Origin of the sequence: Thauera butanivorans NBRC 103042 (genome assembly GCF_001591165.1) — a bacterium.
Taxonomy (GTDB): domain Bacteria; phylum Pseudomonadota; class Gammaproteobacteria; order Burkholderiales; family Rhodocyclaceae; genus Thauera; species Thauera butanivorans.
This window is the reverse complement of sequence record NZ_BCUG01000065.1, coordinates 1-19,959: the sequence shown is the minus strand read 5'-3', so window position 1 is coordinate 19,959 and position 19,959 is coordinate 1. Positions and strand designations below refer to the sequence as shown.

Here is a 19,959-nt window from a genome sequence, read left to right as displayed (position 1 = left end):
GACCTTTCGCGTGCTGAACGCGAAAGGTCCGGTTTCGTTCTGCCGGCAGCGTTCAGGCGGTGAGTTCGAGCAGCGCGGCAAACGCCTGTTCGAACTGCCGCAGGCCTTCCTGCTGCAGGCGCTCGCCGGCCTGGTTCAGGTCGATGCCGTGCTGCTCCAGCGCGGCGTACTGCGCCGCCGCATCCTCGATGTCCTGGCCCACGGTGTCGGCCGCCACCTTGCCGTGGTCGCGCAGTGCGTCCAGCGTCGTGTCGGGCAGGGTATTGATGGTTTCGGCGCCGATCAGCGGTTCGACGTAGAGCAGATCGCTGTAGGCCGGATTCTTGGTGCCGGTGCTCGCCCACAGCATCCGCTGCGGCCGTGCGCCGGCTGCGCGCAGCGCAGCGAAATCGGGGCCGTTGAAGCGTTCGCGGTAGCGCAGGTAGGCGAGCCTGGCAGTGGCCACCGCGCTCTTGCCGCGCAGGGCCAGCGCCGTGCCGCCCAGTTCCTCGAGCTGCTTGTCGATCAGGGTGTCGACCCGTGACAGGAACAGGCTCGCCACCGACATGACGGGCGCCACGTCGCCGCCAGCCGCAAGCAGGCGTTCGAGGCCGCGCAGATAGGCCTGGGCGACGGCTTCGACGTGGGCGAGCGAGAACATCAGCGTGACGTTGACGCTGACACCGGCGCCGATCAACTGCTCGATGGCGTCGATCCCGGCCGGCGTGGCCGGCACCTTGATCAGCAGGTTGGGGCGGTTCACCGCGGCTTTCAGGCGCAGGCCGGCGGCGAGCGTGCCGGCGGCGTCGTGGGCCAGCGCGGGCGAGACTTCCAGGCTGACGTAGCCGGCATCGCCGCCGCTGTCGCGGTGCAGCGCCGCCAGCAGGTCGCAGGCCCGCTGCACGTCGGGAATCACCAGCGCTTCGTAACGTGCCTCGGCACTGAGCGGCTGTGCTTTCAGGGCGGCCAGGTCGTCCTCGTAATAGCGCCCATCCGCGATCGCCTTGTGGAAGATCGCCGGGTTGGTGGTGACCCCGGCGATGCCGTCGTCGGCGATGAAGCGCGCGAGATGGCCGTCGTTGAGCAGGGTGCGGGAAAGGTTGTCGAGCCAGATCTGCTGGCCGTGCTGGCGTACCTGGAGCAGCGGGTTCATCGATGTACCTGGAGTGTGCATGAGTGATCGGACATGCCTGCATCCTGTGCAGGAGAGCATTGCCGGGAAGGAACCGATTGTGCCCTGAAATCGCCGCGCGGGGGAGGAGGGCGCGGCAGCGGCTCAGCCCAGCAGCGTGTCGTCCCAGCCCAGCGCCCGGCTGACGGCCTTGAAGTCATCGCCGGGGCGGCACTGCAGGTTCAGCCTTGCATCGCTGACGGGGTGCTGCAGGCCCAGCCGGGTGCAGGCCAGCAGCAGGCGACGGCTGCCGAACAGGGTCTGGAACAGGCGGTTGTGCCGGCCCTTGCCGTAGGTGGCGTCGCCGATGATCGGATGCGAGATGTGCTTCAGGTGGCGGCGCAACTGGTGCCGTCGGCCGGTTTCCGGCCACAGCTCGACCAGGGCGTAGCGGCTGCTCGGATAGCGGTCGACCGCATGCGGCAGTTCGGCCGTCGCCAGGCGGCGAAAGCGCGTCAGCGCGGGCAGGGCGATTTCGCTGCCTGCCGGTCCGGCGCGGCTGTCCGGGTCCGTTTCCTCGTCTTCCGGCAGGCCGTCCCGCAGGCCGGCGCCGTAGCCCTGCCTGCGTTCGATCGGGTCCAGGCGGCGTACCAGCGGATGGTCGATGATGCCTTCTTCGGGCGGATGGCCGCGCACGATGGCGACGTAGCGCTTGTCGACCGCATGGGCCTCGAACTGCCTGCCGAGCGCGGCGGCGACGTCGCGGTCGAGCGCGAACAGCAGCACGCCCGAGGTGCCGCGGTCGAGCCGGTGGGCTGGGTGGACGCGCTGGCCGATCTGGTCGCGCAGCAGTTGCACGGCGAAGCGTTCCTCGTGTGCGGCGATCGGGCTGCGGTGCACGAGCAGGCTGGAGGGCTTGTCGATGGCGACGAGCCATTCGTCGCGATACAGGATGTCAAGCATGGGCTGTCGGATTCGCGGTGCCCCGTCTGCGGGGCGCTGCGAAAAAGAAAGCGGCCGCGAAGGGCCGCTTCCGCAGGTTTGCCTTGCCCGGCCGAGGCCGGGGCAAGGCCGGGATGCATCAGGCGAAGTTCTGCGCCGCGAAGTCCCAGTTGGCCAGCTTGTCGAGGAAGGTGGCGACGAAGTCCGGACGGCGGTTGCGGTAGTCGATGTAGTAGGCGTGCTCCCACACGTCGATACAGAGGATGGCCTTGTCGCCGGTGGTCAGCGGGGTGCCGGCGGCGCCCATGTTGACGATGTCGACCGAACCGTCGGCTTTCTTGACCAGCCAGGTCCAGCCCGAGCCGAAGTTGCCGACCGCGGAAGCCTGGAAGGCCTTCTTGAAGTCGTCGAAGGAACCCCATTTGGCCTTGATCGCGTCGGCCAGCGCGCCGGTCGGCTCACCGCCGCCGTTGGGCTTCATGCTGTTCCAGAAGAAGGTGTGGTTCCAGACCTGGGCGGAGTTGTTGTAGATGCCGCCGGCCGGCGCCTTCTTGATGATGGCTTCGAGTTCGAGGTTTTCGTACTCGGTGCCCTTGATCAGGTTGTTCAGGTTGGTGACGTAGGCCTGGTGGTGCTTGCCGTAGTGGAATTCCAGGGTCTCGGCCGAGATGTGCGGGGCCAGGGCGTCCTTGGCATAGGGCAGGGCGGGCAGGGTGTGTTCCATGCGTATCTCTCCTTGTTAAGGTGTTCTGCAAACTCGTGCGAAGCCCGACGAGTCCGGGCGGGATTCGCGTCCGGCGAAAACGCTCGCGGCCGACATCATAGGCGCACGAGCGGGCGCCTGTCAGCTTCCGGCGGCGGTCTTGTCGAGAGTGAAGCCCCCGCGGGCAGCGCTGGGCGGGTTCCCTGGGGGGCTCCTGGCGAAGCTCCGGGGCGGTCCATCCTTCCCGTCGGGATCGACGCGGCAAAGGCCTGGCTCAGTCCTTCTGTCCGACTTCGTCCGGCCCGGTCCCGGTCACGCGCGTATGCAGCGTGCCGTCGGCCAACTGCACGTCGACTGCCATGCCGGCACTGGCCTTGCCGACCGAGCGCAGCACACGGCCCCGGCTGTCGCGGGCGATGGCGTAGCCGCGCGCGAGCACGGATTCCGGACAGAGGTGCTGCAGATGGGATGCCAGGGTTTCGAGCCGTTCCCGGCGCTGCCGCAGGCTCGTCTGTGCGGCGCGCTGCAGCTCGTGGCCGAACTGCGCGACGAGCTGCCGGGTGCCGGACAGCTCCGGCTGCAGGCGGGCCAGGCGCAGGCCGAGCGCGGTCTGGCGGAAGCGCGCCTGTTCGAGCCGGTGCTTCATGGCCCGCGCCAGCCTGCCGGCACGGGCATCGATGTCGGCCCTGGTCTGGCGCAGGCGCTCGCTGGGATGGACCAGGCGCAGCGAGGCCCTGTCCAGCCGCTGGGCCAGGGTTTCGAGCCGGCGCTCGATGCCGCGCTCGAGCCGCGGGCCGAGGACGGCGATCTCCTGGTGCGCTGCATGCCAGCCTGCGCTGACCAGTTCGGCCGCGCCGGTCGGCGTCGGTGCGCGGAGATCGGCAGCGAAGTCGGCGATGGTGAAATCGGTCTCGTGGCCGACGCCGCTGACGACAGGCAGCGGGCAGGCGCGCAGCGCGCGGGCGAGCGCTTCGTCGTTGAAGGCCCACAGATCCTCCAGGCTGCCGCCGCCGCGCACCAGCAGCAGCACGTCGATACCGTCCAGGGCGGCGCGCCTGCCTGCCGTGGCGACCGCCTGCGCAAGGCGCGGCGCGGCGTCGGCGCCCTGCACGGGCGCCGGATAAAGCACCAGCGGCAGATGCGGTGCACGCCTGGCCAGCGTCACCAGCACGTCGCGCAGCGCCGCAGCGGCAGGCGAGGTGACGAGGCCGATGCCGCGCGGAAAGCGTGGCAGGGCACGCTTGTTGTCGGCATCGAACAGGCCTTCGGCGGCAAGCCTGTCCTTGAGCTGGTTGAAAGCCTCGAACAGGTTGCCGATGCCGGCCCGGCGGACGCTTTCTATATTGAGCTGGTAGTCGCCGCGCGCCTCGTACAGCGTCGCCAGCGCGCGCACTTCGACCCGCATGCCGTTTTCGGGGCGGAAGGGGAGGAGCTGGGCCCGGTTGCGCCACATCGCACAGCGCACCTGCGCGTCGCTGTCCTTCAGCGTGAAGTAGAGATGGCCGGAGGCCGCCCGGGTGAGATTGGAGATTTCGCCGCCCACCCACATCAGCGGCAGGGCCGCCTCCAGCGCCTGGCGGGCGAGGCGGTTGAGCGCGGACACGGTAAGTATCGGAGCGGACAGCATTCCAGTCATGCGGATGACATCGCCAGGGGCGCTGGGGAAATTTGGAGAAGCGCGGATTGTAGCGGAATCCACAGCTCCGCCAGGCTGTCAAGGGCCGTGCGGCAAGTCCTTGATCTACAAGGGGTGAAAAAATAAGTGCCTGTTTTAATTGAAAAATATATGTTGCACAAATTTTCATCGGAGTGTCTGAATGCTTGTGGCGACGGGCTTTGAGGCCCACATCCAGAAACAACCCACAAACTTATCCACAGCTTCTGTGGATTGCTTGCCGGGTTGGCCGGAGTCCTGGGGAAGGAGGGCGGGGGCCGGTTCGGCATATCCCGTCTGGAAGTCGGGGCGGGGCACGGGGTGGGGCACGAGGTGGGCATATTCCACGTTTCGACACGCATCTTGCTTGTCGCCGCTGGCTTGCGGGCGCTACAGTTCCGCTTTTGCGGAATAGGGGAGCTGCCAGCGTGTTCGCGATCATCCAGGAAGTGGGCTGGCCGATCTGGCCGTTGATTCTGGCTTCGGTCGTGGCGCTGGCGCTGATCATCGAGCGTTCGGCCTCCCTGCGGCGCTCGCGCGTGGTGCCGCCGGGCCTGCTGCAGAACGTGCTCGACGATCTGCGCAGGCAGGGCGTGTCCGATGCGATGGTCGAGCGCGTCAACGCGCACTCCCCGCTCGGCCGGGTGCTGGCGGCGGGCCTGCGCAACGTCAGCAGTTCGCGCGAGGTCATGAAGGAATCGATCGAGGAAACCGGCCGTGCGGTCGCGCACGAACTCGAACGCTACCTGACCACGCTCGGCACCATCGCCGCGATCAGCCCGCTGCTAGGGCTGTTCGGCACCATCATCGGCATGATCGACATCTTTGCCTCGCAGGGCGTCAGCGGGGCCAATCCGGCCCAGCTCGCCCAGGGCATCTCGATCGCGCTGTACACCACCGGACTCGGCCTGATCATCGCCATTCCGGCGATGATCTTCTGGCGCCATTTCCGCGCCCTCGTCGACAGCTTCGTCATCGACATGGAGCAGCAGGCGGTGAAGCTGGTCGAAGTGGCGCATGGCGAGCGGCGCGGCTGAGGGGCCGGCATGAACTTCCGTCGCGGTAGCCGCAACGAAGAGCCCGAGATCAACCTGATCCCGCTGATCGACGTGGTGCTCGTCATCATCATCTTCCTGATGCTGACGACGACCTTCTCCAAGGTGTCGGGGCTCGAGATCAATCTGCCGTCGGCCGAAGCGGACGGCGTGGATGCGGTGCCCAACGAGATCCTCGTCGCCGTGACCGCGGCCGGCGAAGTGCTGGTCAACCGCCAGCCGGTTGCGGAACCCAGCGTCGAATCGCTGGCCGCGGCGCTGGGCAAGGCCGCACCGGGCGGCGGCGAGCCGGTGATCGTCATCAATGCCGACGCCAAGGCGGCGCACCAGAGCGTCATCGACGTGATGCAGGCGGCCCAGCGCGCCGGTTTCGGCCATGTGACCTTCGCCACCCAGGCGCCGGCGCAGTGAGCCGCTGAAGGGGCGCGGACGATGGCGGCCCAGGCTCCGGCCTTCTGGCACAGGCGCGGCCTGCCGGCCCGGCTGCTGCAGCCGCTGTCCTGGCTGTTCGGTGCGCTGGCGCGGCGCCGTCGGCGGCGGGCACGGCCGGAGAGGCTGCCGGTGCCGGTGATCGTCGTCGGCAACATCGCCGTCGGCGGCAGCGGCAAGACGCCGGTGGTGCAGTGGCTGGTGGCGCAATTGAGCGCGGCGGGCCGTCGGCCCGGCATCGTCAGCCGCGGACATGGCGGCCGGATCGAGGGCGTCGCCGAAGTGCCGGCCGATGGCGATCCCGCAGTCCATGGCGACGAACCGGTGCTGCTGGCCGCCACCTGCGCCTGCCCGCTGGTGGTCGGCCGCGACCGGCCGGCGGCGGCGCGCGAACTGCTGCGCCTGCATCCCGGGTGCGACGTGATCGTGGCCGACGACGGCATGCAGCACTATCGTCTCGGGCGCGACGTCGAGATCGCGGTGGTCGATCCCGCCACGCTGGGCAATGGCCTGCTGCTGCCGGCCGGGCCGCTGCGCGAGCCGCTCGGGCGCCTGGCGGAAGTCGACGCCGTGATCGCCCACGGCACGCTGCCGCCGGCGCTGGCCGCGGCCCTCGGCGGCGTGCCGGTCTTCCCGATGCAACTGCGGGGCGGCGCCCTGCGTGCGCTCGGGGAGCCGCAGCGAACCCTCGAACTGGAGGCGCTGCGTGGCCGCCGCGTGCATGCGGTGGCGGGAATCGGCCGGCCGCAGCGTTTCTTCGAGCAACTCGAAGCCGCGGGCCTGGTGGTGCTGAGGCATCCCTTCCCCGATCATCATGTCTTCACCCCGCCGGATCTGGCTTTTGCCGAAGCCGCGCCGATCCTGATGACGGCCAAGGATGCGGTAAAATGCCGGGCTTTCGCGCCCGACGACTGCTGGGAGTTCCCGGTCGAGGCGCAAATCGGTTCGGGCGCCGCCGAACGCATTCTGGAGAAACTGGAGCATGGACGCACGTCTGCTTGAAATCCTCGTCTGCCCGCTGTGCAAGGGTCCGCTGGACCACCTGAAGGACAAGCAGGAACTGGTGTGCAAGGGCGACCGGCTCGCCTTCCCGATCCGCGACGGCATCCCGGTGATGCTCGACGAGGAAGCGCGCGCGATGAGCGCAGAGGAAGTCGACGCCCTGCGCGCGTGACGGGGGCCGAGATGGCAACGCCCGGGCTGACAACGCCTTTCCGCATCGTGATTCCGGCGCGCCATGCGTCGACCCGCCTGCCGGGCAAGCCGCTGGCGGACATCTGCGGCAAGCCGATGATCGTGCGTGTGCTCGAACGCGTGCGTGCCGCCGGCGCGCAGGAAGTGTGGGTGGCGACCGACCACGAAGGCGTCCGCGACGCGGTGCTGGCCGCCGGCGGCGAGGTGGTGATGACGCGTGCCGACCATCCCAGCGGCACCGACCGCCTGGCCGAAGTGGCGATGCAGCGCGGCTGGGGCGACGAGGACATCGTCGTCAATGTGCAGGGCGACGAGCCGCTGATCGATCCCGCCATCGTTTCGGCGGTGGCTGCTGCGCTGGCCGGTGATGCCGACGCCGCGATCGCCACCGCAGCGCATGCGCTGGCCGGCGCGGAGGAGGCTTTCAACCCCAATGTGGTCAAGGTGGTGTGCGATGCCGCCGGCCGTGCGCTGTATTTTTCGCGCGCGCCGATTCCCTGGGCGCGCGATGCCTTCGCCGCCGGCCGCGATGCCTTGCCCGATGGTCTCTTGCCCGAAGGCCTGCCGATGCTGCGCCACGTCGGCCTGTATGCCTACCGCGTGGGCTTCCTGCGCCGCTATGCCGGTCTGGCGCCTTCGCCGATCGAGCACTGGGAGGCGCTGGAACAGCTGCGCGCGCTGTGGCACGGCTACCGTATCCGCGTGCTCGAGCTGGCGGTGGCGCCGGCTGCCGGCGTCGATACGCCGGAGGATCTGGCGCGCGTCAGGCAGTCGTTTCGCATCGAAGGGGTTTGACCGCCGGCCATGTGTCGGTTAATTTCGCAGGGTTTCGCATAAACAGTACAAACAAGTGGCCGTGCCGCACGGCCGATATTCTTTTCGTCGGGAGGGTGTATGCGACTGATTCTGTTGGGGCCGCCGGGAGCGGGCAAGGGTACGCAGGCCAACTTCATCAAGGAGAAGTTCGGCATTCCGCAGATTTCGACCGGTGACATGCTGCGCGCCGCGGTCAAGGCCGGCACGCCGCTCGGCATCGAGGCCAAGAAGGTGATGGACGCGGGCGGCTTGGTGTCGGACGACATCATCATCGGCCTGGTCAAGGATCGCCTGCAGCAACCCGACTGTCAGGCCGGCTACATGTTCGACGGTTTCCCGCGCACCATTCCGCAGGCCGATGCGATGAAGGACGCCGGCGTGCCGATCGACTTCGTGCTCGAAATCGACGTGCCCGACAGCGAGATCGTCGAGCGCATGAGCGGGCGCCGCGCCCACCTGGCGTCGGGCCGCACCTACCACGTCAAGTACAACCCGCCCAAGGTCGAAGGCAAGGATGACGTCACCGGCGAAGACCTGGTGCAGCGCGACGATGACAAGGAAGAGACGGTCAAGAAGCGCCTCGACGTCTACCACGCCCAGACCAAGCCGCTGGTCGAGTACTACGGCAAGTGGGCGGCTTCGGGCGACGCCAAGGCGCCCAAGGTGCGCAAGATCGAAGGCCTGGGTGCGGTCGAGGACATCACCGCGCGTGCGTTCGAAGCGCTGAAGTAAGCGCGCAATCCACATTCCTGACGGCCGGCTCCCGTGGTGGGGCCGGCCGTTTCGTTTTGCTGATTCAGGCCTGGCGGCTTCCATCATGGCGCGATCGAATCTTCTCTACGCTCATTCCGGCGGCGTCACCGCCGTCATCAACGCCACGGCCAGTGCGGTGATCGGTGCCGCACGGGCTCATCCGGAACGCATCGGCAAGGTCTTGGCCGCCCATCGCGGCATTCTCGGCGTGCTGGCGGAAGACCTGATCGAGACCGCTGCGCTCGACGAAGCGGCGCTGCAGCGCCTGTCGCTGCGTCCGGGCGGGGTATTCGGCTCCTGCCGTTTCGATTTGCCGCAAACCGCTACGGCGGACGGCAGGCGGGTGATGGACAGATTGTTCGAAGTCTTCGCCGCGCACGACATCGGCCATTTCATCTACAACGGCGGCAACGGCTCGATGGACGTGGTCGGGCGTCTGCGCGATGCGGCGCAGCAACGCGGCTATCCGCTGGTCTGCATCGGCGCGCCGAAGACGGTGGACAACGACATCGTCGGCACCGACTGCTGCCCGGGCTTCGGCTCGGCAGCGAAGTATCTGGCGACCTCGATGCTGGAGGCCGGGCTGGACATCCGCTCCATGGCCGGCAGCCGGGGCAGCGTGTTCGTGATGGAAGTGATGGGGCGCAACACCGGCTGGCTCGCGGCGGCGACCGCGCTGGCCGCCGGCGGCGACGCCGATGCGCCGCCGCACATCGTGCTGGTGCCGGAAGCGGGCTTCGACGAGGAGGGTTTCCTGGCCGAAGTCCGGCGCGTCACCGAGCGCCTGGGCTACTGCACGATCACGGTCGCCGAGGGCATCCGTCGTGCCGATGGCAGCCCCATCGTCGAGAAATCGCGTGAAGGCGGCTATGTGCAACTGGGGGGTGCGGGCTCGGCCATCGCGCGCATGATCCACGAGCGCCTGGGCTACAAGTTCCATTGGGCGATACCCGACTATCTGCAGCGCGCCGGCGGACACTGGCTGTCGGCGGTGGACCGCGAGCAGGCGCTGGCGGTCGGACGGGCAGCGGTCGAGATGGCGCTCGACGGGCGCAATGGCTGCTTTCCGGCGATCCGGCGGCTCGGCGAAGCGCCTTATCGCTGGGAAGTCGGCACCGAGGACGCTGCTGCCATCGCCAACCTGGAGCGCACGCTGCCGGTGGCCTTCGTGCGTACCGACGGCCTGCACGTCACCGCGGCGGCCCGCGACTACATCCGGCCGCTGATCGAGGGCGAGGTGCCGCAGCCCACCGCGGGTGGCCTGCCCGATTACGGCGCGCTCGCCTTGCAGCCTGTCGCGCGGCGGCTGCCGCCGTGGCAGGCGTAGCCATCACGCTTTGCCGACGCAGGTCCGCGCCGGCTTCCGGCGCCTGCTGAGCCGTCCGGAGGCGGGGGTTCAGGCGCCGGCGGGCAGCGCGTCGGGCTTGCTGGCCGCGACCGGGCGCTCCGGCATGTAGGCCGCGATCTGGCACAGGATCGCAGCGAGGTAGGGGATGCACTGCAGGCACAGGATACCGACCCACAGCTGCGTCTCGAGGTTGTCGGCGCCGCGCTGGGCGACCAGCGTGACGGCACCGAGCAGCAGCGCCACCAGCATGCCGATTTCCTCGCGGATCGGGTTGAAGAAGGCGAGTGCGCCGCCGCCGCGCCAGCCCTTGGGGGTGACGACGAACACGCCCTTCTTCTTGACCAGGCCGGCGAACACGCCGCGGGCGATCGCGTGCGCGAGGCCCACCGACAGGATCGAGGCGCCGAGAATGTCCTTCCACGGACAGTCCATGGTGCGGCGGTACAGGATTGGGCCGAGCGCGGCCTTGAAGGCCATGAAACCGAGGATGGGCAGCGCCAGCGCCGTCACCGGCAGGCCGAAGGCCTTCGGGAACAGCAGGATGCCGAGCGTCCACAGCAGGCTGCCGAAGGCGAACACCAGTTGCAGCGCATCGCCCAGCCAGGCGAACCAGCCGGTCAGGAAGTGATAGCGCTGTGCCAGGTTGAGCTTGCTGCGGCCGATCATGTGCGGCAGGTGGGCCTTGAGGATCTGCATCGCGCCGAAGGCCCAGCGGAAGCGCTGGCTCTTGATCGCGGCAAAGCCCGACGGTGTCAGGCCGCGGCCGAGGACGTGGTCCACGTAGCGGGTGTCGTAGCCCTTTTCGATCAGGCGCAGGCCGAGCTCGGTGTCTTCGCAGATGCACCATTCGGACCAGCCGCCGACTTCCTCGAGCGCGAGGCGGCGCACCAGCGTCATGGTGCCGTGCTGGATCAGCGCGTTGCGCTCGTTGCGGTGGTGCATGCCGATGCGGAAGAAGCCGTCGAACTCCCAGTTGCACATGCGCTTGAAAGGCTGGCCTTCCCAGTCGCGGTGGGCCTGGGGCGCCTGCACGACGGCGACGTCGGGCTTGTCGAAGTGCGGGATCAGGCTGGCCAGCCAGTCCGGATCGACGACGTAGTCGGCATCGACGACGCCGACCACTTCGGCGCGCGGGTCGGTGACCTTGAGGCCGTAGTTCAGCGCGCCGGCCTTGAAGCCGGGCCAGTTGGCGAGATGGAAGAAGCGGAAGCGCGGGCCGAGTTCGGCGCAGCGCTTTTCCAGTGGCTTCCACAGCGCCTCGTCGCGGGTGTTGTTGTCGAGGATCAGCACCTCGAAGTTTTGGTAGTTCAGTTTTGCCAGGCTGTCGATGGTGGCGATCACCATCTCGGGCGGCTCGTTGTAACAGGCCAGGTGCACCGAGACGAAGGGCTGCTGATCCGGGGCGTGCGGCGGCAGCGGCATGAAGCGGCGCTGCCACTGCTTCTTGAACAGCATCTCGCCGAACTCGAAGCCGTGCGACAGCAGCACCGCGGCGGTGAGGATGGTGGCGCCGATCAGCAGGCCGAGGCCGATGAGGTCACGCTGGGTGAGATAGTAGTCGACCGGCACGTTGAGGCCGACGATCAGCGTCGATACGCAGGCCTGGATCAGGCCGGCAAGGAAGACGCGGCCGAAGACGTTCCAGTCGGACAGGAAGAAGGCCACCAGGAACATCGGCAGGAAGGCGAGTGCCGCGGCATTCATGGCCTTCTTCGACCAGTGCGGATCGCGTTCGACGATACCCTCGAGGGCGAACTTCTGTTCGCGGTCGGCGTTGTACATGCCCCAGTAGGGGCCGGCCCAGCCTTCGACATCGACTTTCCAGGGCTGGTCGATCGCTTCCATCAGGAAGTAGTCGATGCGCGCGGTGCGCGGATGGGCGAGGAACTCGCGGATGAAGCGCGCCTCGTTGTCGAGCGAAGGAATGGCGGCGCCCAGCGTCGGCCCCTTGCTCGGCCAGCCGATTTCGCCGACCACGATTTTCTTGCGCGGGAAGGTCCTGGCCAGTTCGTCGTAGCGTTCGAAAGCGTAGTCGACAGCGGCCTCCACCGGTACGCCCTCGTGGTAGGGCAGCAGGTGGACGGTGATGTAGTCGACGTGTTCGACCAGTTCCGGATAGCGCAGCCAGACGTGCCAGGGTTCGGCGGTCGACACCGGCTTGCGCACGGCCTTGCGCACGCGGTCGAGGTAGCCGATGACGTCTTCGGGCTTGAGGTCGCCGCGCAGGATGGATTCGTTGCCGACCATCAGGCGCTCGACGTGGCGCATCTTGCGCGCGGCTTCGATCAGCGCCGTGATCTCGCGTTCGTTCTTTTCCAGGTCGGGGTCCAGCCAGGCGCCGGCGGTGACGTTCATGTCGCGCTCGCCGGCGAGCGTCAGCAGGACCGGCATGTCGGTGACGCCGTAGGTGCGCAGGCCGTCGGATGTGCGGGCGAGCAGGTCGAGGTCGGCGGCGAGCTCTTCCGTCGTCGGGTAAGTGCCCTTCAGCGGACTCTGGTCGCGCTGGAAGCCGTTGTAGGCGAAGCCCTTGATGCTCTGGTTGGTGCTGATGAACTCGGCGCCGCGGTTGAACTGCTGCCAGATCCAGTGCTGGAGGAAGGCGACGCCCGCGGCGATGGCAAGTGCGATCGCGATGCGATAGAGGAGCGAGGCGGCCTGTTTCATGTTCGAATCCTGAGCGGCGTGGAGATGACGCCGGAAAACGGGTAAAACGCTGACAAAACGGAAAAGCCTGCGCGGTTGCGTGGGCCTGCCGAAAGAATTGCTGCACTGCGCAAACGATTTCGGCAGACAACCGAAGATTCTGTTGCAGATGCTCGGTGCCGGCATTCTATGCACGCTTTCAGCTGCTTACGAGCCACATCCAGTGCCAATTTGCAACATCGTGCGATATCGTTGCCGAAGGTCTGATTTACAAGGAAAAGGCGGGATGGAATGGAATAATTCGGGCAAATATGGTGTTGCAGCAATCCTGCTTTCGGCCCTGCTGGTGCTGGCTTCGGCCTGGGGGGTGCGCCATGGCCTGCTGGAAAACGGGCTGCTGCCGCGCGACTGCACCCTGCCCGATGCGCACGGCGGCTTGTGCCTGTTCAAGACGGTTCTGGTGGAGAGTTTCCTGCATCAGCGCATGGGCTGGTTCAGCCTTGCCTGCGGTGGCCTGGCCTTCGTGCTGGGCCGGCGCTGGCTGGCTTGGGCCGGCTGGCTGAGCGGGCTGGCCGGGCTGGTGCTGTACAGCCATGATCCGGCCGCGGTCGGCAGCCTGCTGTCACTGCTGGTGCTTGCCCGCCCCGGACAGCGAGCGGGCGAGAAGGGGCAGGGCAAGGAGAGGGGTGGCAAGGACGAGGCCGGTGGCCAGCCAGGCGACGGCTTGGGGATTGGCCGGCTCGCTTGACCAGCGCCCGATCACCGAGATTGCGATGATTGCCGCGCAGATGCGCTCGGCGCGGCCGTGCGCAGCCTGCGTCCAGCCGAGCACACCGAGCAAGGCTGCGGGAGCGAGATAGAGCAGGGTCGGGAAGTCGCGATAGCGGGGATCGACGAACAGCAGCAGCGCGGCGATGGCGGCGGCGAACAGCAGCAGGCCGCGCAGCAGGCCGAGCGCGCCGTCCGGCCAGTAGCCGGCGGGAGTCCGGCGCAGCGTCCGCCATGCCTGTTCGGCGCTGGGGATGGCGGAGCCGCGCCATGCGGCGAAGCTTGTGGCGAGCAGGACACCGAGCAGCGCGACAGCGCCGAGTACCGTCCATTCGAGCGCATCCCGGTAGGCGAGGCGTGCGTGCTCGGCATGGAGCACGGCGATGAGGCCGGTGGTGGCGCCGAGGACGATCAGCGCGGCCCGCCGCAGGGGGCCGCCCCAGGCAGTGCCGAGGCCGAGCAGCAGGCCTGCCGCCGCGCCGGCGGCGAGGCCGGCGATGACGCTGGCCAGCCCCGAACGCTCGGCCACCGGGCCGGCGAACAGAAATTTCGGCTCCAGCGTCGAGGCGTCGAGCATGCCCCAGAAGCCGCCCACCGTGCCTTCGAGCCGGCGTTTCCAGGGCTGGTCGATGGCTTCGATCAGGTTGTAGTCCCAGCCCTGCGCATGCGCCTGGTGGACGAATTCCCTTACATATCGCGCCTGGTTCACCTGTGACGGACGCGATTCCTCGCGCTGGCGCCCCTGGCTCGGCCAGCCGGTCTCGCCGATCAGGACGTGCTTGCCGGCGAAGTGTTCGCCGACGTGCCTGCGGGTTGCGGCGACGTGTTCGAGCGCATCTGCGATGTCGACCGGCTCGTCCTCCCAGAAGGGCAGGATGTGTGGACGGTGACGAAATCGACTTCCTGCGCCAGGCTGTCATGCCGCGTCCAGAACTCCCAGACGTCGGCGTAGGTGACCGGTACCTTGGCGCGCGCCCTGGCTTCGCGGATCAGCGCGCGCATTTCGTCTTCGCTGCGCTCGCGGCGCAGCAGCACTTCGTTGCCGACGATCAGGGCGCGGACGACGTCGGTGTTGGCATTGGCAAGCCCGATTGCGCGGTCGAGTTCGGCAGCGTTCATGTCCCGGTCGTAGCCGATCCAGGCGCCGAGCAGCACCTGGATGCCGACTTCACGCGCGACCTCGGGTACCTGTTCCAACCCCTGATTGACCGAATACAGGCGCACGCAGTCGGTGATCTTGGCCAGGGCGCCGAGGTCGGCATGGATCTGCTCGCGGGAAATGCGCAGGTCCGGATCGAAGGGGGTCTGCCCGGGACGGTGGTAGGGGGCGTAGGAGACGCACTTCAGCTTTTCGCCATCGGCCAGGCGAAGATCGTGCATGTCCACCGGGCGGGTCTGCCAGCCGGCCCATGCGAGCAGGCCGGCGAGCAGGGCCAGGTGGCAAAGCAGCAGGGCGAGCCAGAGGGGCTTGCGGTCATCGTGGAGCGTCGGCATGGCGGATCGGTCTGCAGAGGCGGGCGGAGGAGAGTGAAACGGCTTGCCGGGAAAAAAGAAGCCACGCCCCAGGCGAGGCGTGGCTTCGGTGCGACAGCAGCGGATTCTACCGGACTCAGCTTTCGTAGTCGCTCATCGGCACGCAGGCGCAGAACAGGTTGCGGTCGCCATAGACGTCGTCGATGCGATTGACGCTGGGCCAGAACTTGTTTTCCGCCACCCAGGGCAGCGGGAACACCGCCTGTTCGCGCGAGTACGGGCGCGACCATTCGCCGACGAAATCGGCCTGGGTGTGCGGCGCGTTCTTCAGCGGATTGTCGTCCGCCGGCCAGGTACCGTTCTCGAGCTGGCGGATTTCCTCGCGGATCGCGATCATCGCGTCGGCGAAGCGCTCCAGTTCGTGCAGGTCTTCCGACTCGGTCGGCTCGACCATGATGGTGCCGGCCACCGGGAAGGACATCGTCGGCGCGTGGAAGCCGTAGTCCATCAGGCGCTTGGCGATGTCGACCTCGCTGATGCCGGTCGCCGCCTTGATCGGGCGGATGTCGAGGATGCACTCGTGGGCGACGCGGCCCTGGCTGCCGGTGTAGAGCACCGGGTAGTGCTGCTGCAGCCGCGCGGCGAGATAGTTGGCGTTGAGGATCGCCACCTCGGTGGCACGCTTCAGCCCTTCGCCGCCCATCATCGTGATGTACATCCACGAGATCGGCAGGATGCTGGCCGAGCCGAAGGGGGCGGCGGAAACGGCGCCCTGGCCGAGATTGGCCCGTCCGGCGTCGCCGGTCGGCTGCACAACGTGGTCGGCCATGAAGGGCGCAAGGTGTGCCGCCAGCGCGATCGGCCCCATGCCCGGCCCGCCGCCGCCGTGCGGGATGCAGAAGGTCTTGTGCAGGTTCATGTGGGTGACGTCGGCGCCGATCGTGGCGGGCGAGGTCAAGCCGACCTGGGCATTGAGGTTGGCGCCGTCCATGTAGACCTGGCCGCCGTGGGCATGGACGACTGCGCAGATCTCGCGGATCGACTCCTCGAACACGCCGTGGGTCGAGGGGTAGGTGATCATCAGCGCGGCGAGCCTGGCGGCGTGCTGCTCCGCCTTCGCCTTCAGGTCGGCGACATCGACGTTGCCGTTGTCGTCGCAATCGACGACGACCACCTGCATGCCGCACATCTGCGCGGTGGCGGGGTTGGTGCCGTGGGCCGAGCGCGGGATCAGGCAGACCGTGCGCTGCGCATCGCCGCGGCTGGCGTGGTAGCGCGCGATCGCCACCAGGCCGGCGTATTCGCCCTGGGCGCCGGAGTTGGGCTGCATGCAGACCGCCGGGAGGCCGGTGATGGCACGCAGGTGGTCGGCCAGGCCTTCGATCATCTCGAGATAGCCCGCAGCCTGCTCGCGCGGCGCAAAGGGGTGCAGGTTGGCGAACTCGGGCCAGGTCACCGGGATCATCTCGCTGGTGGCGTTGAGCTTCATCGTGCACGAGCCGAGCGAGATCATCGAATGGTCGAGCGCGAGGTCGCGATTCTGCAGCTTCTTCAGATGGCGCAGCATCTCGTGCTCGGTGTGGTGGGTGTTGAACACCGGATGCGACAGGACCGCATCGTCGCGCAGCAGCGCCGGCGGCAGCTTGCCGCCGGCCCGGGCCACGCGCGCATCGAGCGCATCGATGTCGGCGATGGCGCCGAAGCAGCTCAACACTGCGGCGATGTCCTCGCGGGTGGTGGTTTCGTCGACCGACAGGCCGAGGCGGGTAGCGGATACCTGGCGCAGGTTGTAGCCGGCGGCAAGCGCGGCGTCGGCAATGGCCGCAGTGCGCGGGCCGGTGTCGACTTCGAGAGTGTCGAAGAAGGCATCGCTGCCGGCATCGAAACCGGCATCGCGCAGGCCGGTGGCGAGCATCGCGGCGAAGCGGTGGATGCGCGCGGCGATGGTGCGCAGCCCCTGCGGGCCGTGATAGACGGCGTAGAAGCCGGCCATGTTGGCGAGCAGTACCTGGGAGGTGCAGATGTTGGAGTTCGCCTTCTCGCGGCGGATGTGCTGTTCGCGTGTCTGCAGCGCCATGCGCAGTGCGGTCTTGCCGCGGGCGTCCTTCGAGACGCCGATGATGCGGCCCGGCATCGAGCGCACATGGGCTTCGCGGGTGGCGAAGAATGCGGCGTGCGGGCCGCCGAAGCCCATCGGTACGCCGAAGCGCTGCGCCGAGCCGAGCGCGATGTCCGCGCCCATGGCGCCCGGGCTTCTGAGCAGCACCAGTGCCATCAGGTCCGAGGCGACGGCAACGACGGTACCTTTGGCCTTGGCTGCAGCGATGGTTTCGCTCAGATCCGTGACTTCGCCGTGGGCGTTCGGGTACTGCAGCAGCGCGCCGAATACCTCGTGCATGGCGGCATCTTCCGCCTTGCCGAACACCAGTTCATAGCCGAAATAGTGGGCGCGGGTGCGGACCACGTCGATCGTCTGCGGGAAGCAGGCTTTGTCGATGAAGAAGGCGTTCGATTTGGACTTCGACACCCGGCGTGCCATCGTCATCGCTTCGGCGGCAGCGGTGGCCTCGTCCAGCAGCGAGGCGTTGGCCAGTTCCAGTCCGGTGAGGTCGATCACCATCTGCTGGTAGGTCAGCAGGGCTTCGAGGCGGCCTTGCGAGATTTCGGCCTGGTAGGGGGTGTAGGCGGTGTACCAGCCCGGGTTTTCCATGACGTTGCGCAGGATCACCGCCGGCGTGTGCGTGCCGTAATAGCCCATGCCGATCATGGACTTGTTGACGACGTTGCGGCCGGCGATAGCCTTCAGCCTGGCGAGCGCCTCGTGCTCCGGCGTCGCCGCGGCGAGTGGCAGCGGCGATTCGAGGCGGATATCCGCAGGGACGGTCTGCTCGATCAGGGTGTCGAGATTGCCGACGCCGAGTGTCGCGCACATGCGTGCGACCTCGTCGGCGTTCGGTCCGAGATGGCGATGGATGAAGGCATCGTGCTGCTCCAGCCGGGCAAGCGGAGCAGAAAGCAGGGAATCGGTCATGGTCGGTTGGAAAACTCGGGCGTGGGCGTTCAGGCCTGGGCGATTTCGGCGGCGTAGCCGGCAGCGTCCATCAGGGCATCGATATCGGCGGCATTGGCCGGCTGGAGCTTGAACAGCCAGTTGGCGTAGGCGTCGGCATTGACGCTTTCGGGTGCATCGGCCACGTCCTGGTTGGCGGCGATGATTTCGCCGGCGACGGGTGCGTAGATGTCGGAAGCAGCCTTGACGGATTCGATCACGGCACATGCTTCGCCCGCGTTCACGCTGCGGCCGGCTTCAGGCAACTCGAGGAAGACGACGTCACCCAGCGCCTCCTGGGCGTGGTCGGTGACGCCGATGGTCAGGCTGCCGTCGTCTTCGACGCGGATCCATTCGTGGGACTTGGTGTACTTCAGTTCGTTGGGGATGTTGCTCATGATGGACTCTCCGGACTGGATCGAATGAAGGGCCGGCGGTCTGGCGGCCGGCCCTGTGGAATGATGCGTGTATGCTCAGACGAGCGGCTTGCCGTTGCGCACGAAGGGAAGCTTGACGGTGCGGGCCTTCAGCCGTTTGCCGCGGATCTCGACTTCGGCGTCTTCGCCTGCCTGCGTCGCAAGCGGGACGCGGACGAAGCCGATGGAGCGTTCGAGCGTCGGCGAAAAGCTGCCGCTGGTGGTTTCGCCTTCGCCTGCGGCGGTGAAGACCTTCATGTGGGCGCGCAGCACACCCTTGTCCTCGAGGATCAGGCCGATCAGGCGGCGGCTGGCAGGCGCGGCTTCCAGCGCGGCGCGGCCGACGAAGTCGCGGTTTTCGTCCTTCAGGTCGACGGTCCAGGACAGGCCGGAATCCAGCGGCGAAACGCTTTCGTCCATGTCCTGCCCATACAGATTCATGCCGGCTTCCAGGCGCAGTGTGTCCCGCGCGCCCAGGCCGCAGGGCTTCACGCCAGCGGCGGCGAGAGCTTGCCACATGCTTTCCGCGCGGCTTGCCGGCAGGGTGATTTCGAGACCGTCTTCGCCGGTGTAGCCGGTGCGTGCGATCAGCAGTTCGCCAGCGCGAATCGCACTGAACGGCGAGGGAATCTCCTGTCCCGCGGAAAGTTCGGGAATCGCGCTGCGGGCGCGTTCGATCGCCTGCGGGCCCTGGATTGCGATCATCGCCAGGTCGCGCCTGCTGGCTAGCGTCACGTTGGCGCCGGTGCCGGCGATGCGTGTGCGCATCCAGGCGACGTCCTTGTCGGCGGTGCCGGCGTTGACGACGATGCGATAGTCGTCGGTGCCGAAGCGGTAGACGATCAGGTCGTCGATGACGCCGCCCTGTTCGTTGAGCATGCAGGAGTACAACGCCTTGCCCGGGTTGCTCAGCTTGGCGACGTCGTTTGCAAGCAAGCCGCGCAGGAAAGGTGTTGCATCAGGACCGCTCAGATCGAGCGCCAGCATGTGCGATACGTCGAACATGCCCGCATCGCGGCGTACCGCGTGGTGCTCTTCGATCTGCGAGCCATAGTTGACCGGCATGTCCCAGCCGGCGAAGTCGACCATGCGTGCGCCGGCGGCGACATGGGTTGCGTGGAGCGGGGTGTGCCTGGAAGAGGTGCTCATCGTTGCGGCTCCGGTAGTCGTGAACGAAAAAGGGCGAACTCGGCCAATTTGCCGGATTCGCCCCATCTGTCCCTTGTACCTGAGAGATTTCGCCCTGAGCCGCTGCGCCGAACGCATCTATATATAGATAGTAGATAGATGTTCCTGGACGCTGAGCGCGGCAAAGACCCGGACGGTGCCCCTTCGGTGGGTGCGTCACGCCGTCGGGCGTCCGCACCGCTCTCCAGACTTGCACTTCGCACGCGGTCCTTTTGCCTGAGCGGTTCCGGGGGGTTGCGCCTTCGGCGACTCCAAGTCGGGAGTTCTCTCCCGCGTGTCGCGCGGACGATAACACATCGTTGGTGAATCGTGAGCACCTCGATGAGCCGCGACGCCTGGACGGGGTTTCCGAAGACATCTCTCGACAGCCGAGGCCTTCAGTACTTCGAGAACTACGCGGGCGGCCAGGGTTTCTGACGGCAGCCGTAGGATGGGGAG

General features: G+C 67.5%; 15 protein-coding genes, 1 pseudogene and 1 riboswitch. Of the genes and pseudogenes, 7 read left to right on the top strand and 9 right to left on the bottom strand.

Annotated elements, in window-relative coordinates; all coding sequences use genetic code 11:
* Window positions 1-52 precede the first annotated feature (52 nt).
* The 4 genes from tal to xseA form a co-directional block, all read right to left on the bottom strand.
* Window positions 53-1,132 carry a transaldolase gene (gene tal / locus TBU01S_RS20070; protein WP_068639273.1) on the bottom strand — a complete coding sequence of 360 codons (1,080 nt, stop codon included), beginning with the start codon at window positions 1,130-1,132 and terminating at the stop codon, window positions 53-55.
* 123 nt (window positions 1,133-1,255) lie between these two features.
* On the bottom strand, window positions 1,256-2,053 hold the full coding sequence (locus tag TBU01S_RS20065) for a pseudouridine synthase (RefSeq protein ID WP_068639272.1): 798 nt from the start codon (window positions 2,051-2,053) through the stop codon (window positions 1,256-1,258).
* 118 nt (window positions 2,054-2,171) lie between these two features.
* On the bottom strand, window positions 2,172-2,756 hold the full coding sequence (locus TBU01S_RS20060) for a superoxide dismutase (RefSeq protein ID WP_068639271.1): 585 nt from the start codon (window positions 2,754-2,756) through the stop codon (window positions 2,172-2,174).
* Window positions 2,757-3,009: 253 nt separating this feature from the next.
* The gene (gene xseA / locus TBU01S_RS20055) at window positions 3,010-4,362 is read right to left on the bottom strand and encodes an exodeoxyribonuclease VII large subunit (protein WP_174524555.1); all 1,353 of its coding nucleotides are present in this window, start codon (window positions 4,360-4,362) and stop codon (window positions 3,010-3,012) included.
* Window positions 4,363-4,817: 455 nt separating this feature from the next.
* Between xseA and TBU01S_RS20050 the strand changes: the two genes are divergently transcribed.
* The 7 genes from TBU01S_RS20050 (at window position 4,818) to TBU01S_RS20020 (ending at window position 9,963) form a co-directional block, all read left to right on the top strand.
* Window positions 4,818-5,426, top strand: a complete 609-nt coding sequence (locus TBU01S_RS20050; RefSeq protein WP_068639270.1) for a MotA/TolQ/ExbB proton channel family protein — start codon at window positions 4,818-4,820, stop codon at window positions 5,424-5,426.
* 9 nt (window positions 5,427-5,435) lie between these two features.
* The gene (locus TBU01S_RS20045; protein ID WP_068639269.1) at window positions 5,436-5,855 is read left to right on the top strand and encodes an ExbD/TolR family protein; all 420 of its coding nucleotides are present in this window, start codon (window positions 5,436-5,438) and stop codon (window positions 5,853-5,855) included.
* 21 nt (window positions 5,856-5,876) lie between these two features.
* Window positions 5,877-6,875, top strand: a complete 999-nt coding sequence (lpxK, locus tag TBU01S_RS20040) for a tetraacyldisaccharide 4'-kinase (RefSeq protein WP_068639268.1) — start codon at window positions 5,877-5,879, stop codon at window positions 6,873-6,875.
* The gene (locus TBU01S_RS20035; RefSeq protein WP_068639267.1) at window positions 6,856-7,047 is read left to right on the top strand and encodes a Trm112 family protein; all 192 of its coding nucleotides are present in this window, start codon (window positions 6,856-6,858) and stop codon (window positions 7,045-7,047) included. The genes lpxK and TBU01S_RS20035 overlap by 20 nt, the downstream gene beginning before the upstream one ends.
* Window positions 7,048-7,058: 11 nt before the next feature.
* Window positions 7,059-7,862: a 3-deoxy-manno-octulosonate cytidylyltransferase gene (kdsB, locus tag TBU01S_RS20030; RefSeq protein ID WP_068639266.1), complete on the top strand. Its 804-nt coding sequence runs from the start codon at window positions 7,059-7,061 to the stop codon at window positions 7,860-7,862.
* 99 nt (window positions 7,863-7,961) lie between these two features.
* Complete coding sequence (adk, locus tag TBU01S_RS20025) at window positions 7,962-8,615, top strand: adenylate kinase (RefSeq protein ID WP_068639265.1); 654 nt, start codon at window positions 7,962-7,964, stop codon at window positions 8,613-8,615.
* An 85-nt stretch (window positions 8,616-8,700) separates the two neighbouring features.
* Window positions 8,701-9,963, top strand: a complete 1,263-nt coding sequence (locus TBU01S_RS20020) for a 6-phosphofructokinase (RefSeq protein ID WP_068639264.1) — start codon at window positions 8,701-8,703, stop codon at window positions 9,961-9,963.
* Window positions 9,964-10,032: 69 nt separating this feature from the next.
* Here the strand turns inward: TBU01S_RS20020 and TBU01S_RS20015 are convergent, their stop codons facing one another.
* The 5 genes and pseudogenes from TBU01S_RS20015 to gcvT form a co-directional block, all read right to left on the bottom strand.
* Window positions 10,033-12,648, bottom strand: a complete 2,616-nt coding sequence (locus TBU01S_RS20015; RefSeq protein ID WP_068639263.1) for a glycosyltransferase — start codon at window positions 12,646-12,648, stop codon at window positions 10,033-10,035.
* Between the two features lie 601 nt (window positions 12,649-13,249).
* Window positions 13,250-14,889 (bottom strand): annotated as a pseudogene (locus TBU01S_RS20005) (glycoside hydrolase family 17 protein).
* A gap of 115 nt (window positions 14,890-15,004) precedes the next feature.
* The gene (gcvP, locus tag TBU01S_RS20000; RefSeq protein WP_068639261.1) at window positions 15,005-17,899 is read right to left on the bottom strand and encodes an aminomethyl-transferring glycine dehydrogenase; all 2,895 of its coding nucleotides are present in this window, start codon (window positions 17,897-17,899) and stop codon (window positions 15,005-15,007) included.
* Between the two features lie 29 nt (window positions 17,900-17,928).
* The gene (gene gcvH / locus TBU01S_RS19995; protein WP_068639260.1) at window positions 17,929-18,315 is read right to left on the bottom strand and encodes a glycine cleavage system protein GcvH; all 387 of its coding nucleotides are present in this window, start codon (window positions 18,313-18,315) and stop codon (window positions 17,929-17,931) included.
* Between the two features lie 75 nt (window positions 18,316-18,390).
* Window positions 18,391-19,482 (bottom strand): glycine cleavage system aminomethyltransferase GcvT, encoded by a 1,092-nt coding sequence (gene gcvT, locus TBU01S_RS19990; protein ID WP_068639259.1) that lies wholly within the window; start codon window positions 19,480-19,482, stop codon window positions 18,391-18,393.
* 233 nt (window positions 19,483-19,715) lie between these two features.
* Window positions 19,716-19,804, bottom strand: a riboswitch (glycine riboswitch).
* Between the last annotated feature and the right edge of the window lie 155 nt (window positions 19,805-19,959).

Excerpts from the sequence above, each read along its gene's own strand:
- kdsB (WP_068639266.1), top strand. The coding sequence starts at position 7,059 with ATGGCAACGCCCGGGCTGACAACGCCTTTCCGCATCGTGATTCCGGCG.
- TBU01S_RS20020 (WP_068639264.1), top strand. The coding sequence starts at position 8,701 with ATGGCGCGATCGAATCTTCTCTACGCTCATTCCGGCGGCGTCACCGCC.
- gcvH (WP_068639260.1), bottom strand. The coding sequence starts at position 18,315 with ATGAGCAACATCCCCAACGAACTGAAGTACACCAAGTCCCACGAATGG.
- xseA (WP_174524555.1), bottom strand. The coding sequence starts at position 4,362 with ATGCTGTCCGCTCCGATACTTACCGTGTCCGCGCTCAACCGCCTCGCC.
- gcvT (WP_068639259.1), bottom strand. The coding sequence starts at position 19,482 with ATGAGCACCTCTTCCAGGCACACCCCGCTCCACGCAACCCATGTCGCC.
- TBU01S_RS20015 (WP_068639263.1), bottom strand. The coding sequence starts at position 12,648 with ATGAAACAGGCCGCCTCGCTCCTCTATCGCATCGCGATCGCACTTGCC.
- TBU01S_RS20065 (WP_068639272.1), bottom strand. The coding sequence starts at position 2,053 with ATGCTTGACATCCTGTATCGCGACGAATGGCTCGTCGCCATCGACAAG.
- TBU01S_RS20060 (WP_068639271.1), bottom strand. The coding sequence starts at position 2,756 with ATGGAACACACCCTGCCCGCCCTGCCCTATGCCAAGGACGCCCTGGCC.
- tal (WP_068639273.1), bottom strand. The coding sequence starts at position 1,132 with ATGAACCCGCTGCTCCAGGTACGCCAGCACGGCCAGCAGATCTGGCTC.
- adk (WP_068639265.1), top strand. The coding sequence starts at position 7,962 with ATGCGACTGATTCTGTTGGGGCCGCCGGGAGCGGGCAAGGGTACGCAG.
- TBU01S_RS20035 (WP_068639267.1), top strand. The coding sequence starts at position 6,856 with ATGGACGCACGTCTGCTTGAAATCCTCGTCTGCCCGCTGTGCAAGGGT.
- TBU01S_RS20045 (WP_068639269.1), top strand. The coding sequence starts at position 5,436 with ATGAACTTCCGTCGCGGTAGCCGCAACGAAGAGCCCGAGATCAACCTG.
- lpxK (WP_068639268.1), top strand. The coding sequence starts at position 5,877 with ATGGCGGCCCAGGCTCCGGCCTTCTGGCACAGGCGCGGCCTGCCGGCC.
- gcvP (WP_068639261.1), bottom strand. The coding sequence starts at position 17,899 with ATGACCGATTCCCTGCTTTCTGCTCCGCTTGCCCGGCTGGAGCAGCAC.